10 protein-coding genes are annotated in these 13737 nt (G+C 73.5%); 1 reads left to right on the top strand and 9 read right to left on the bottom strand.

The window, feature by feature from the left end; all coding sequences use genetic code 11:
• Positions 1–68 precede the first annotated feature (68 nt).
• The 9 genes from ACZ52J_RS19475 to ACZ52J_RS19515 form a co-directional block, all read right to left on the bottom strand.
• Positions 69–1283 carry an alpha/beta hydrolase gene (locus ACZ52J_RS19475; RefSeq protein WP_465620246.1) on the bottom strand — a complete coding sequence of 405 codons (1215 nt, stop codon included), beginning with the start codon at positions 1281–1283 and terminating at the stop codon, positions 69–71.
• A 199-nt stretch (positions 1284–1482) separates the two neighbouring features.
• Positions 1483–1818, bottom strand: a complete 336-nt coding sequence (locus ACZ52J_RS19480; RefSeq protein WP_465620247.1) for an MmcQ/YjbR family DNA-binding protein — start codon at positions 1816–1818, stop codon at positions 1483–1485.
• A gap of 101 nt (positions 1819–1919) precedes the next feature.
• Positions 1920–4310: a Dyp-type peroxidase gene (locus ACZ52J_RS19485; protein ID WP_465620248.1), complete on the bottom strand. Its 2391-nt coding sequence runs from the start codon at positions 4308–4310 to the stop codon at positions 1920–1922.
• A 31-nt stretch (positions 4311–4341) separates the two neighbouring features.
• Entirely contained in the window at positions 4342–6279 is a 1938-nt protein-coding gene (locus tag ACZ52J_RS19490; protein WP_465620250.1) for a galactose oxidase-like domain-containing protein, read from the bottom strand.
• A gap of 163 nt (positions 6280–6442) precedes the next feature.
• A complete protein-coding gene (locus ACZ52J_RS19495; protein WP_465620252.1) occupies positions 6443–7672 on the bottom strand; it encodes an acyltransferase family protein in 1230 nt (409 codons plus the stop codon).
• A gap of 26 nt (positions 7673–7698) precedes the next feature.
• Positions 7699–8823, bottom strand: coding sequence for an alpha/beta hydrolase (locus ACZ52J_RS19500; RefSeq protein WP_465620254.1), 1125 nt, complete (start codon positions 8821–8823; stop codon positions 7699–7701).
• Between the two features lie 166 nt (positions 8824–8989).
• A complete protein-coding gene (locus ACZ52J_RS19505; protein ID WP_360492963.1) occupies positions 8990–9664 on the bottom strand; it encodes a response regulator transcription factor in 675 nt (224 codons plus the stop codon).
• Positions 9661–10974, bottom strand: a complete 1314-nt coding sequence (locus ACZ52J_RS19510; RefSeq protein ID WP_465620256.1) for a histidine kinase — start codon at positions 10972–10974, stop codon at positions 9661–9663. Before ACZ52J_RS19510 ends, ACZ52J_RS19505 begins: the two co-directional genes overlap by 4 nt.
• 117 nt (positions 10975–11091) lie before the next feature.
• Positions 11092–11790, bottom strand: coding sequence for a TetR/AcrR family transcriptional regulator (locus ACZ52J_RS19515; protein WP_465620258.1), 699 nt, complete (start codon positions 11788–11790; stop codon positions 11092–11094).
• A 216-nt stretch (positions 11791–12006) separates the two neighbouring features.
• Here ACZ52J_RS19515 and ACZ52J_RS19520 point away from each other — a divergent pair, with 216 nt between their 5' ends.
• Positions 12007–13605 (top strand): MFS transporter, encoded by a 1599-nt coding sequence (locus ACZ52J_RS19520; RefSeq protein ID WP_465620260.1) that lies wholly within the window; start codon positions 12007–12009, stop codon positions 13603–13605.
• Positions 13606–13737 lie beyond the last annotated feature (132 nt).

Genomic DNA, 13737 nt, shown 5'->3' on the forward strand with positions numbered 1-13737 from the left:
CCCGGTCGGGAGTCGGGCCGGTCGGGTGTTGCCCCGGTCGGGAGTCCGGCCGGGCGGGAGTCGGGCCGTCAGGAGTTGGGCTCGGTCCGGACCACGTCCCGGTAGTGGCCGAGCGAGATCGCCGCGAAGTTGTGCAGGCTGTCGGTGCCGTCGGTGAGGTAGCCGGTGTGGCCGACCGCGCGGGCCGAGGAGATCTGCTCGGCGCCGAAGCCGCCACCGGTCGGGTCGGCGCCGTGGCCGAGCTTGCCGACCTCCAGGAACGGGACGTTGCCGATCCAGTCACCGGGGTTGCGGGCGGCCCAGACGTGCACGCCACCGCCCAGCTCGGCGGCGTTCTGCACGCCCATGCCGGGGGAGCCGAACACCACCATGTCGGTGATGCCCGAGGTGTCGGACGGCGAGGCGGCCGCGCGGAGGATCTTCGGGGCGGCGGTGCCGCAGACCACCGAGCCGTACGAGTGGCAGAGCAGCGACGGGGGCGCGTCCGGCCGGGTCGTCTCCTTGAGGCCGGCGAGCAGTCGCTCCAGCCGGGGCGCGGCGACGTCGGCGAGCCGGGAGGTGGCCGCGTCCGGGCCGAGGCCGGAGGGGGTGACGTAGCCGGTCCAGGAGACCACGGCGGTCCGGGTGCCCGGGGCCTGGCGCTGCTCCTCGGCGTAGAGGGCGCGGGCCATGCCGGCCGGGGAGCGCAGCGGCTCGGCGGTCTGGTCGAAGTGGCCGAGGTCGGCGTCCGAGCCCGGGACGAGGACGGAGATCCGCTCGGCGTCGGCGAGGTCGCCCCACACCTCGGTGACCAGGCCGCGGCCGCGCGGGTCGAAGGCCAGGATCTGTCGGCCGGGGGCGAGCAGGTGCTCGACGTCGTTGGCGCGGGAGACGGCCAGCGCGCGGGTGTCGGAGTCGAGCCTGTGGTCCTCGGCGCGGGCCCGGGCCGTGTCGCGTTCGACGGCCAGGGCGATCCGGTTGGCGCGGTAGCGCAGGTCCAGCGGGGCGCCGTCGTAGTTGCCGACGACCAGCGGGTAGTCCCGGATCAGTCGGTCCAGCTCGGTGGGCGCGAGCGAGGCGAAGAACTCGGCGGCGGCGGCCGGGGAGGTGGTGGCCGGGTCGGGCAGGGTGCGGCCGAAGGAGTGGTCCTGGATCCAGGCGGCGCTGCCGGCCGGGGGCGTGGAGATCGCCAGCTGCTCGGAGGAGACCGCGGCCGCGGCCGCCGAGGCGCCGGCGTCGGCGAGCACGGCGCAACCCGCGAACGCCCCGATCAGTACACGCTTCCAGCGTCGACGGTTGCGCACCGCACCAACTCCCTTGGGGCCCGTCACCGTTTCGCGGGCGGTGCCCGGAGGGTGCATTAGAACTGCTGATTCCCTGCGCAAGCCTAGGGGGCCCGACGGGGTGGCGGGCGTGCCTAAACTGTGGGATGGATCACATGGACCGGGGGTGTCCTGCCGACGTCTCCCCGTGGTGCGGGCCGTGACCCGCAGGGCCGTTCGCTCAGGCGTCGAACTCCCGGACCAGCCGCTTCGGCGCCGTCCGCCGCCAGGCCTCGGTGACCAGGTCGCGCAGTTCGTCCGGGTCCACCAGGTCCAGCCGGACGCTCACCCAGCCGTGCCGCCCGACGTAGGGGGCGGAGGAGAACACCTCGGGCTCGGCGGCGAGCAGCTCGGCCTGGTCCTCGGGGGAGGCCTTGACGGTGACCCGGTCGCCGTCGGGCGAGCCCATCGTGAAGATCCGGCCGCGGACCCGCAGCGTCTCGATGTCCCAGGTCGGCTCCTGGGCGGTCTCCGGCAGGGCCAGCGCCATCGCGCGGAACTCATCGAACGTCACCATGGCGGCAGGTTAGAGCAGGGCGCTGACAACGCGCCCCCGGCGCGCGCGATGGCGCACCGGGGGCGCGTTGGTGCCAGGTCTGCCCGGTCAGGCGGGCCCGGTCAGGAGAGCGAGGACCAGCCGTCGCAGGAGCGGTCGGCGGAGACCAGCCGGTCCGGGTGGCCGCTGCCGTCGGAGATCGAGATCCTGCGGTACTTCTGGCCGCTGAACACCCAGTACTCGCTGTTCCCGCCGACCCGCTGCTGGTCCGGGACGGGCAGGAAGCAGTCCACCCGGTCCAGGCCGCTCAGCGAGCCCCACTGGGAGAGTTCGCGGTCGGTGCGCTCGCGCACGTCGGTGTGCGAGGAGCCGTCGGCGATCGAGATCAGCCGGTACTGCTGGCGCCCGGCGGTGGTGTGGAAACACCAGTACCAGCTCTTGCCGCCGACCCGCTGCTGGTCCGGGACGGGCAGCCAGCAGTCCACCTGGCCGACGCCGCTGAGCGAGCCCCAGAGGGTGAGGTCGCGGTCGGAGCGTTCGAGCGCCGTGGTGTACCGGCCTCCGCCGCAGGTGATGGAGACCAGCCGGTACTGCTGGCGCCCGGCGGTGCTGTGGAAGACCCAGTACCAGCTCTTGCCGGCCGGGTCCTGCTGGTCCGGTACGGGCAGGACGCAGTCGACCCGGCCGACGCCCTGCAGACAGGACCAGGTGGTCAGCCAGGTGTCGTCCTCGACCTTGCGGTCGGTGTGGGCGGATCCGTCGGCCACCGAGATCAGCCGGCAGCGGTCGCCGTGGAACGCCCAGTACTGGCTCTGCCCGCCTCGGCGGAACTGGTCCGGGACGCCGATGAACTCGTCGCACGGGTACGCCTTCACCGGCTGCGGCTTGGGCTGCGGCTGTCCGCCGGTGCCGGGCTGCGTGGTGGTGCCCTGGCCGTTGCCGCCCGGCTGCGTGGTGGTGCCCTGGCCGCCGACCGGGGTGAGCCGGCCCTCGCAGAGCCCGCGCAGGATGCTCAGGGAGGGCATGAAGGCGTACACCGAGCCGGTGGTCTGGACGAACTGCCGGAAGCTCACCGGGGTGTGCGTGATCAGGCCGCTCGCGTCCCGGCTCTCGAAGTCGACGTCGGGGGCCTCCTGGGTGACCGGGTCCTTGCCGGGTACCGGCCTGGGGTTGGCGTGCCCGGGCGGGACGCTCCCGCCGCTGTCCCGGTTCGGCGGGAAGTTCGGCTGGTCCATCCAGTCGGCCTGGATGAACTCGAACTGCCGCTGGATGTCCGCCTGGTAGCAGATGAACAGCAGGCCGCGCGGGTCGTCGGGGCCGCCCGGGCCTTCCGAGGCCGGGTCGAACGGGGCGCCGTACGGGGTGCCGCGGCGCATGATCCGTCGGCCGTTGAGGTCCTTGGCGGGGAACGGGTCCTTGTCCGGGCTCTCCTGCAGGCCGGCCCGCGGCTCGGTCTTGCGCAGGTGCGACCAGAGCGGGGTGACCAGGCCCTCCGGGTCGTCCCGGAAGTCGAAGTCGTTGTCCGAGGCGGCGCTCGGGTTGTTCGGGACGTCGTTGAGCTGGTGCTTGCAGACCGGGGCGCCGGAGCGCCACCGGCCGACCATCCGGGCGGCCAGCCACTCGGTGGTGGCGGTGTCCGGGACGGCCTTGGCCTGCTTGAGCTCCCTCAGCTTCACCGCGACCTGTGACCACCAGCCGGGGACGTCCTGGGCGAGCCGGCGGACCACCTGGAAGGAGCCGTTGCGCGCCCACACGGGGTACTGGTCCTTGGGGAAGCTGAACTGGTCGTTCTCCAGGCCGCAGACGAACTCGCCGGCCGGGATGAGCCGGGTGCCCGGGTGGCCGTCGACCTCGTCCGGCCTGGCCGGGTTCGGCCGGTCGAAGCCCTTGATGCCGGGCTCGCTGATGCCGTCCTTGAAGCCGAAGTGCTCCTTGCCGCGGCGGCTGCCCAGCAGGGTCTGGGCGTTCTGCTGGTAGGCGATCAGGACCCGGCACTCGGCGGCGGCGATCCGCTGCGCCTCGACGGCCGCCTGGAGATCCCGCTCGGTGTCCGCGGAGATCTTCAGCACGGCGTGGACCGACTGGGTCCGGCCGTTGCCGAAGAGCCAGTTCTCCGGGGAGTTGTCGCCGGTGTCGCCGAGCGCGCCGGCCCGTTTGGCCGAGCCCTCCTTGAAGGCCTCCAGGCCGCTGCCGACCGGCGGGGCGGTCGCGAACGGGTCGGTGGCGGAGAGCATACGCAGGCCCTCGTAGGTGAAGCTGATGCCGAGCCAGGTGGCGGTCAGCGACTTGGGGTCGTCGCCGCCGGAGGCCTGTCTGGCGTCGCTGAACGCCTCGTTGAACTGGGCGACCTGGCGGGTGGTGGAGATCTGCGGGGTCAGCTTGCGGAGCCAGTCGCGGGCCCGGGCGGCGTCCTCGAACTTGAGGAACAGGAGGCTGACGTTGTCCTTCTTGAATCCGGCGAGGATGTCGCCCTGGATCTCGTCGCTGTCGCGCAGGCTCAGATCCGTTGCCATGGGAGGTCCTTTTCTGGGGTGGGGTGGGGGATCAGGCCGAGGAACTGAGCTGGACCCACTGAGCGACGCTGGGCACGCCCTTGTCGCTGAGCAGGAAGAGCATGTACCAGCCGGGCGGGGCGGCCTTGGCGTCCGGCGGGGCCTGGAACTCCAGCCGGTTGCCGGCCCGGCCGGTGAGCCGCAGGTCGATGTGGCGCTGGCTGGTGTTGACCGAGTGGGTGGAGGTGGTCGGCGCCAGCAGGACGGCCTTGGTGGCGAGGCCCGGGGTGGTGCTGGTGACGGTGAACCTCTTGTCGTAACCGACCGGTGTGGTGGGCGGGTTGGCCAGCGCGGGCCGGTCACCCTGGTGCAGGTAGGACGGCTCGTAGATCTCGATGGTGCCGTTCATGGTGACCGGCCCGGAAGTGCCCGGGATGCCGCTGACCGTGCCGTTGATGTCCGTGTTGTTGGCCATCTGCTGGAGCTCGTCGCCGGTCACCAGGACGCGTCCGTCCGGCAGCACGACGGCGTTGGAGTGGTAGCCGCGCGGCAGTCGCTGGACCGGGCCGAGCTGCCAGTTGCCCTGGTCGTCGCGCAGCTCGATCTGGCGGTACTTGAGGTCGGCGTTGGGGTTGTACGGGCCGTTGCCGTAGTCGCGGATGTCGTAGGCGCCGTTGACGGTCAGCAGCCGGCCGGTGGGCAGCAGGACGGTGTCGTCCTGGGTGCGGCCGAAGGCGCGGGACTTCTCGGCGGTCCAACTGCCGTTGGAGAAGCGCATCGTGCTCGGGTTGTCCCGGTCGCCGCCGAGGACCAGCGCGGAGTCCGGGCCGTTGACGCCGTTGGGGAGCATGACGGCGGAGCCGTAGTTGCGCCTGCGGCCGTCCGGGCGGGCCGCCAGGTCGGTGCGGGTCTCGGCGGCCGGGTCGAACTTCCACTGCTCGCCGGGCTGGCGGCCGAAGCCGTAGACGCTGCCGTCGTTGAGCGAGAACAGGTGCGGGTAGTCGGTGCTGAACGGGGCGTCCACCTTGAACCGCTCCACCGGGGTGTCCTTGGGGACGTCGGTCTTCTTCACCGGCACCGGGAAGGACTTGGCGGGGAAGCGCTCGACCACCGGGGTGGGGGTGCCGTAGCCGAGCTCGGACTGGCCGGACATGATCAGCTGGCGGCCGTCGGCGCCGGTCACCACCGAGGGGTACCAGCGGCCGACCGACATGTCGGGGTTGCGGGTCCAGGTCTCGGTCCACGGGTCGAAGACCAGCGAGAGCTTGGCGCCCGTCCCGCCGTTGCCGCCCAGGTTGCCGCCGAAGACGCCGAGCATCCCGTTGGGCAGGAACGAGTGGCCGGAGCAGAAGAACGGGACCGGGCGGGGCTCGCCCAGGCCGTCCGGCATGTCCGAGACCGGCGGGTTGACCTGCTTGAAGGCGTTTGGGCCGGTGCCCCTGGCCGGGTCCCAGAGGAAGGCGCGGCCGGCGTTCTCCTTGCCGATGGTCTGGGTGGGGGCGGGCTCCTTCTCCGGGTTGGTCTCGATCCGCTCGAAGGAGAACAGCAGCACCTTGCCGGTCGGCAGCAGCGCGACGTGGTCGCCGAAGTCGGGGGAGGGGAAGTACTGGTTGAACGCGCCGAAAGTTGCCGGGTCGAAGGCCTTGTTGTGATCGGCCTGGGAGGCCGTCAGCGCGTTGTACCGGTTGGTGCGGGTGGTCTGCGGGTAGTCGCCGATGCCGCGGACGGCGGCGCGCATCCGGGCGTGCTCCTCGGCGTGCTCCTGGCCGAGCGCCGCGACCTCGTCCTCCCGCAGCTCGGCCATCACCCGGGGCGAGTCGACGTGCGGGGTGAGGCCGTCCGCCCCGGGGGCGGCCGGTCCGCCGTGGGCGACGGCCGGGGCGACGGCGCCCAGCAGGGTGCCGGCGGTCACCGCGAGGACCACGGCGGTGCCCGGCAGCCGTCGGCGGGCCCGTCGCCGCGGCTGGGGACGGGGTGGGGACAGGGACATGGCACTCCTCGGGAGCGTGGGGTGGTGGGGAGGAGCGGCGAATGCGGACGGACGGGCCGTGGGCGGGCGCGGTCCTGCGATGGTCGCCGACCGTCACAGGACATCACGGCGCGTGGTGGTTCGCATGCGGGTGCATCCCCTCGGGCGCAGCCTCCCGGGAGGGTCACACCACGCCCAGCGCGTACGCCGCGAACAGCGCCGCCGCGGCGCCGGCCGCCGCCTTCCCGGCCCGGGAGAAGGACGTCCACGGCCCGTCGAACCGTCGGGTGAACCACCCGATCGCCACCAGGACGGCTCCGAACAGCGGAAGCAGCGCCAGCCGGGCGGCCACCCAGCCGAGCGAGTCCGGCGCGGTGGTCAGGCCCGGCACGGCGCCCAGGCCGGCCGCGCCGGGCACCGCCACCGCGAGCATCGCGCTCTGGTGCCAGCAGAAGATCGTCATCGCCGACAGGTTGACCGCCACCACCGGCAGCCACAGCAGCGGACGGCGCGTCAGCAGCCGGCCCAGCCGCTCCCGCAGCAGCACCGCGGCGCCGCACTGGAACGCCGCCAGGGCGAGCACCAGCAGGGACGGCGGGTGGGAGTTGGTGCGCTCGGCCCCGGGCACGCCGACCATGCTGGCCGGGTAGTGGAACACCAGCAGCAGGACGGCGAACAGCGCCCCGCCGCCGAGCAGCAGCACCCGGGCCGCCGGGCGGCCCAGCCGGCCCTGCGCCCAGAGCACGCCCAGCTGGTAGCCGAACAGCCAGCCCGGCAGGATGTTCAGCAGCGCGACCCAGGACGGCACCGCCTGCGCCCACGGCCCGTACCGCAGCAGGTCCACCGTGGCGACCGAGGCCACCAGCAGGCCCGCCGACCAGCCGCCCAGTCGGCGCCCGGCGGCCACGCAGAGCGGGGTCAGCGCGGTCAGCCCCAGGTAGACCCCGATGTACCAGAGCGGTTGCACCACCAGTGTCGCGCCGGTGCGGACGGTGTCGGCGGGGACGCCGAGCGCGGGCAGCAGCGGGAGCAGCAGGGCCCACACGGCCGTGACCCCGAGCACCGGGCGCAGCAGCCGGACCGTACGGGCGCGCAGCCAGCCGCCGTACGACTCGCCCCGGGCGCGGGCCCGGTCCAGCGAACGGACCGAGGAGTGGCCGCCGACCAGGAAGAACACCCCGAGCATCTGGAGCCCCCAGCTGATCGGGGCGAAGAAGCCGAGCGAGGAGAGCGGGCTGGCGTTGTGCAGCGCGCCGTCGGGGGAGCGGGTGAAGCCGCCGAGCATCCAGTGCCCGACCGGCACGGCGAGCAGGGCGAGGGCGCGCAGCCCGTCCAGGGCGCGGTCGCGGGTGGCGGGGGTCTTGGCGTCGACCCGGCGGGCGGCGTGGCGCAGGGCGGTGAGGGGGTGGGCCATGGTGGTGCTCCTTCCGGTGCGGGCGGTCAGGCGCGGCCGAGGGCGACGGCGGCGTAGGCGGCGAGCGAGGCGGTGCCGGGGGCGAAGTAGCCGGTGTGGCCGTGGGATCCGGTGGCGGGCAGCGGGCGGGCGCCGAAGCCGGACGCGGTCGGGTCGGCGCCGTGGCCGAGGCCGAGCAGCCGGACGTTGGGCACGTCGCCGATCCAGTCGGAGCCGTTGCGCGTGGTGGCCCAGAGCGGGACGCGCCGGTCGAGGTCGGCGGCCGAGTCGACGCCCATGCCGGGGGAGCCGAGCACCACCACACCGGAGGCCTGGGCGGGGGTGGGGCGGGCCAGGCCGCAGACCACCGAGCCGTAGCTGTGGCAGAACACGGTGGCGGGGGCCTGCGGGCTGGTGCTGACGGCGAGTCCGTCGAGCAGTCGGGTGAGGCGGGTGGCGCCGACCCGGGCGAGGTCCTCGGTGGCGGCGTCCAGGCCGAGGCCGACCGGGGTGGTGTAGCCGGCCCAGGCGATCACGGCGGTCTGCCGGTCGGTGGCCTGGTGCAGCGCGCGGGCCATGCCGGCGGGGGTGCCGTACGGGTCGGAGGCACGGTCGAAGCCGGACAGGTCGATGTCCGAGCCGGGGACGATCACGGCGGTGCGGCGGGTGCCGGCGAGGTCGCCGTACACCTCGGCGACCTGCCCGCGGCCGCGCGGGTCGAAGGCGAGGATCTGCCGGCCGCCGTCCAGCAGGGTGCGGTAGCGCTCGGCGCGGGTGCGGGCGGCCTCGTGGTCCTGCGGGGCGAGGGCGGGGTCGGCGGCCCGGGCGAGTTCGCGGGTGCGTTCGGCGGCCAGGGCCAGGGCGTTGGCGCGGTACCGGAGGGCGACCGGGGCGCCGTCCAGGTTGCCGACCACCAGGGGGTGCCGGACGGCCAGCGCGTCCTGCGTGCTCGGCGCCAACCCGGCGAAGAAGGCGGCGACTTGGGCCGGGGCGGCGGTGGCCGGGTCGGGCAGCCGCAGGCCGAGCGAGGTGTCGGCCGTCCAGGCGGCACTGCCGGGCGGCGGGCCGGTGACGGGGGTCTGGGTGTCGGCGGCCCAGCCGCCGGCGCCGAGCACCGCTGCCAGTGCCACCGCGGCGGCGGCGAGCGCCCGTCCGGCCCGAAACTTGCGCATGTCCCTGATCTCCCTCGTCCGTTCGGCTTGCGACAGAGAGGAAGGTAGGAACGCGACGGCCCCGCGGACGTCACACCGCGGGGCCAACTCCCGGGTGCTACCGGGGTATCAGGCCAGCTCCGAGCGGAGGCGAGCGGACGCGTAGCGAGCGGGGGAGTAACAGCCGCTACTGACCGGGGGTCACCAGGCCCGACTCGTAGGCCAGCACCACCGCCTGGGCGCGGTCGCGCAGGTCGAGCTTGGCGAGGATGCGCCCGATGTGGGTCTTCACGGTCTGTTCGGCGAGCACCAGCTTCGCGGCTATCTCCTGGTTGGACAGGCCGCGGGCGATCAGCTCCAGCACCTCGGTCTCGCGCGGGGTCAGGCCGTTGAGCCGCACCTTGGGGTCGTGGCGCTTGGCCGGACGGGTGCGGGCGAAGTCCTCGATCAGCCGGCGGGTCACCGAGGGGGCGAGCAGTGCCTCGCCGGCCGCGACCACGCGGACCGCGGCGATCAGGTCGGCCGGCGGGGCGTCCTTGAGCAGGAAGCCGCTGGCCCCGGCGCGCAGCGCCTCGTACACGTAGTCGTCCACGTCGAAGGTGGTCAGCATCAGCACCTTGGGTGTGTGCGCGCCCGGCACGGCGGGGTCGAGCAGCCGCCGGGCGGCTTCCAGGCCGTCCATCACGGGCATCCGGACGTCCATCAGCACCACGTCCGGGTGGGTGCGGCCGACGACCTCCAGGGCCTGGGCGCCGTCCGCCGCGTCCCCCACCACGTCGATGTCGCTCTGGACGCCCAGCAGGGCGGCGAAGCCCGCGCGGACCATGGCCTGGTCGTCGACGATGATCACGCGGATGGTCATGCGGTGGTCTCCCGAGGGGTGCTGAAGGTGCCGAGGGGCAGGACGGCGGCCACCTTGAAGCCGCCGTCCGGCAGCGGGCCGGTGTCCAGCTTGCCATCGACCAGCCGGACGCGTTCGCGCATTCCGACCAGGCCGTGCCCGGTGCCCTCGACCGAGGCCTCCAGCGACTCGGTGCGCTCCGGCGGGGGCGCGTTGACCACGGTCACCAGCAGTGCCGGGCCGTCCGAGGAGAGCGACACCCAGGTCTGCGCGCCGGGGGCGTGCCGCACCACGTTGGCGAGCGCCTCCTGGACGATCCGGTACGCGGAGAGGCCGACGGCCTGCGGCACCGTCTCCACCAGCCCGTGGTCCACCGCCAGCTCGGCCGGGACCCCGGCCCGCCCCACCGTCTGGACCAGCTGGGCGAGTTGGCCGACCCCGGGCTGCGGGGCCTTCTCCCCGCGGGACTCCTCGCTGCGCAGCACGCCCAGCAGCCGGCGCATCTCGGTGAGCGACTCGCGCGCGGTGCCGGCGATCGCGGTGAACTCCTCGGCGGCCGCGGCCGGCATCTCGGGGATCCGGTACGGCGCGCTGGCGGCCTGCACCGCGATCACCGACATGTGGTGGGCCACCACGTCGTGCAACTCCCGTGCGATCCGGGCGCGTTCCTCCAGCAGGGTGCGCCGTTCGCGTTCGACCTCGCTGATGTGCTCCTGCTCGGTGAGCAGCCGGCGCGCCTCGGCGCGGTCCCGGACGGCCCAGCCGAGCAGCAGCACGGCGCCGCTGAGCGCGATCAGCAGCACGGTGGTGCCGTCGCCGGAGCGGGGCAGGCCGAGCGCGGTGGTGAGCACGGTGAGCAGGACGGTGGCGAGCCAGACCGCGACCAGGGTGGGCCGGCTCTCCCGCAGTGCGAGGGCGATCAGCAGGAAGAGGTACGCGAGGATCATCGGCGCGGTCCACGGCCAGGTACCGCCGTGCAGGTCGTAGTGCGCGGAGATGGTGGCGGTGGCGACGAGGGTGGCGGCGCTGATCCACCAGGCGGCCAGCGGCCGGGTGATGGCGAGCAGCAGCGGCGCGGTCTGGGCGACGGTGAGCGCGCCGGCCACCGGCAGCACCAGGCCGTAGGAGTCGACCAGCACGGCGATCCCGGAGGGGATCAGCGAGGACAGCAGGATCAGGGCGACGGCGTACGGCAGCCGTCGCAGCCAGGACCTGGGCGACTCCCCGAGCAGCGGGGTGTGGCCGCCGGTCGGGGTGATGAGGTGGTGGTGAAGGGAGCGCAGCAGGCGGCCGGCGTACCTGCGGAGGTCGGCGGGGGTGAGGTTCTTCATCGTGGGCCAGCCTAGGAGGCCGGGGCCCGCCGGGGCGTCGCACCGGAGCGCGAACTTCCGGGTGCTGCCGGGGTGTCGGGTGCTACCCCGGTATGACCCGGGGGTGCTACCCGGGCGTTACTCGGGGCGCTGTGCGGGGGTGCGCCAGTGGCCGGCCAGGGCCGGGCCGAGCTGGTCGAAGTGGCTCTCGATCAGGGCGATCATGCCCTCCGGGCCGTCGGGTTCGCGGTCGGCCGTCCAGGACAGGTGGGCGGCGCGCAGCACGCTGCCGAAGACGGCGGCGAGCACGGTGGGGCGCAGGTCCTCGCGCGGGTCCAGCCCCTCGCGTTCGGCGAGCACCCGGACGACGATCCGCTCCTGCTCGGTGACCCGGCGCAGGTGGGCGGCGAGCAGGGTGGGCGCGTCCTCGATCATCCGCATGAGTTCGAGGGCGCTGGTGATCGAGCCGGGGCCGGAGGCCTTGGCGTTCCCGAGGTCGCGCCAGGCCTTGACGATCGAGGCGCGCAGGGCCTGCAGCGGGGTCTCCTCGGCGGGGCGGTGGCGCAGGCACTCGATGAAGTAGTCCTCGGCTTCGGCCATGACGGCGAGCGCGACCTCGTCCTTGTTGGCGAAGTAGCGGAAGAAGGTGCGCTGGGAGACGTCGACGGCGGAGGCGATCTCGTCGACGGTGGTGCGGGCGAAGCCCTGGCTGAGGAAGAGCATGTGGGCGGCCTGGACCAGGGCGTACCGGGTCTGCTGCTTCTTTCGCTCACGCAGCCCGGGCGTCCGCCCGAGGTCCTCCGGGGTGTCGGCGGGGCGGGGGGTGTGAGCGGCCATGGCGGGGGCCTTCCGGGGCTCTGGTGTGGCGGGTGGGAGCACAACCTTAGCGTTCTGACAAATGTCAGTAATGGCCAGAAGTCACTGTTTGCCGAATGTCAGCGACTGACATAATCTGCGGCGAGTGGCGCCCGTCGGGCCGGGGCACCTGTGGGGACGGGTGGGCCGGGGCGCCACGACCACGTTCCGAACGAGCCACGCCCCCGGAGGGCCCAGATGAGCCAGTCCGTCGTCAAGAACTCCGAGGCGGACGCCCCGCCGCTGCCACCGCCCGGGGGCGGCCTCAAGGGGCACCCCTGGCTGACCCTGCTGACCGTCGCGGTCGGCGTCATGATGGTCGCGCTGGACGGCACGATCGTCGCCATCGCCAACCCGGTGATCCAGGAGAAGCTGCACGCGGCGCCCTCCGAGATCCAGTGGGTCACCAGCGGCTACCTGCTCGCCCTGGCGGTCTTCCTGATCACCGCCGGCAAGATCGGCGACCGTTTCGGCCACAAGTCCACCTTCCTGGTCGGCGCCGTCGGCTTCGCCGCCACCTCGGCCGCGATCGGCTTCGCGGGCAACATCCAGACCGTGATCGCCTTCCGGGTGCTCCAGGGCCTGTTCGGCGCGCTGCTCCAGCCGGCCGCGCTCGGCCTGCTGCGCGGGGCCTTCCCGGCCGAGAAGCTCAACATGGCGATCGGCATCTGGGGCGGCGTGATCGGCGCCTCCACCGCGGCCGGCCCGATCGTCGGCGGCCTGCTGGTCGAGCACGTCAGCTGGGAGTCGGTGTTCTTCATCAACATCCCGGTCGGTCTGATCGCGCTGGCGCTCGGCCTGTGGGTCCTCAAGGACGTGCGGGCCGAGAACGCCGCCAAGTCCTTCGACGTGCCCGGCATCGTGCTGCTGTCGGTGGGGATGTTCGCGCTGGTCTTCGGCATCATCAAGGCCCCCGAGTGGGGCTGGGGCGACACGAGGACGCTGCTGTTCCTGGGCGGCGCGGTGGTGCTGATGGCGCTCTTCGCGTTCTGGCAGGGCAAGGCGCGCGAGCCGCTGATCCCGCTCAGCCTGTTCCGCTCGGTGCCGCTGTCGGCGGGCGTCCTGCTGATGGCGCTGATGGCCTTCGCGTTCTTCGGCGCGATCTTCTTCGTGACCTTCTACTTGCAGAACGTGCACGGGATGAAGCCGGTCGAGGCCGGCGTCCACCTGCTGCCGATGACCGGCATGATGATCGTCGGCTCGCCGGTGGCCGGCATCGCGATCGGCAAGCTCGGCCCGCGGATCCCGATCGTGGCCGGCATGCTGATCACCACCACCGCGATGTTCGGGATGTCCACCCTGGACACCGGCTCCGGCACCGGTGTGATGTCGCTCTGGTTCGTCCTGATGGGCCTCGGCATCAGCCCGGTCATGGTCGGCGCCACCGAGGTGATCGTCGGCAACGCCCCGCTGGAGCTGTCCGGCGTGGCCGGCGGCCTCCAGCAGTCCGCGATGCAGGTCGGCGGCAGCCTCGGCACCGCGGTACTGGGCGCGCTGATGGCCGCCAAGGTCGGCGACGTACTGCCCGGCAACTGGGCCAAGGCCGGCCTGCCGCCGGTCGAGGGCCCGCAGGCCGACGGCCTCAAGCAGGCCGCCCAGCTCGGCATCGCCCCGCCGGCCCCGCCCGGCACCCCGCAGCAGGCGGTGGACGCGATGGCCGGGGCCGTCCACGAATCCTTCGTCAGCGGAATGTCGCTCGCCTTCGCGGTCGCCTCCGTGGTGGCCTTCACCGCCGCCGTGCTCGGCCTGCTCACCCGCCGCGGCACCACCGACGCGGGCCCCGCCGTGCACATCTGACGCGCGCCCGTACGCGACGGCCCCGGACTCGGCGGAGTCCGGGGCCGTCGTGGTGTCCGGCGGCGCACGTCGTGGGCGCTCCTCACGCGCGGGTGAGGGCGACCAGCGGCGAACCGGACGACGAAGGGCCGG

The sequence above is a fragment of the Kitasatospora sp. NPDC034035 genome, assembly GCF_055575755.1.

Coding starts and splice junctions, on each gene's coding strand:
- ACZ52J_RS19510 (WP_465620256.1), bottom strand. CDS start 10,974: ATGAAGAACCTCACCCCCGCCGACCTCCGCAGGTACGCCGGCCGCCTG.
- ACZ52J_RS19520 (WP_465620260.1), top strand. CDS start 12,007: ATGAGCCAGTCCGTCGTCAAGAACTCCGAGGCGGACGCCCCGCCGCTG.
- ACZ52J_RS19480 (WP_465620247.1), bottom strand. CDS start 1,818: ATGGTGACGTTCGATGAGTTCCGCGCGATGGCGCTGGCCCTGCCGGAG.
- ACZ52J_RS19485 (WP_465620248.1), bottom strand. CDS start 4,310: ATGGCAACGGATCTGAGCCTGCGCGACAGCGACGAGATCCAGGGCGAC.
- ACZ52J_RS19500 (WP_465620254.1), bottom strand. CDS start 8,823: ATGCGCAAGTTTCGGGCCGGACGGGCGCTCGCCGCCGCCGCGGTGGCA.
- ACZ52J_RS19515 (WP_465620258.1), bottom strand. CDS start 11,790: ATGGCCGCTCACACCCCCCGCCCCGCCGACACCCCGGAGGACCTCGGG.
- ACZ52J_RS19495 (WP_465620252.1), bottom strand. CDS start 7,672: ATGGCCCACCCCCTCACCGCCCTGCGCCACGCCGCCCGCCGGGTCGAC.
- ACZ52J_RS19490 (WP_465620250.1), bottom strand. CDS start 6,279: ATGTCCCTGTCCCCACCCCGTCCCCAGCCGCGGCGACGGGCCCGCCGA.
- ACZ52J_RS19505 (WP_360492963.1), bottom strand. CDS start 9,664: ATGACCATCCGCGTGATCATCGTCGACGACCAGGCCATGGTCCGCGCG.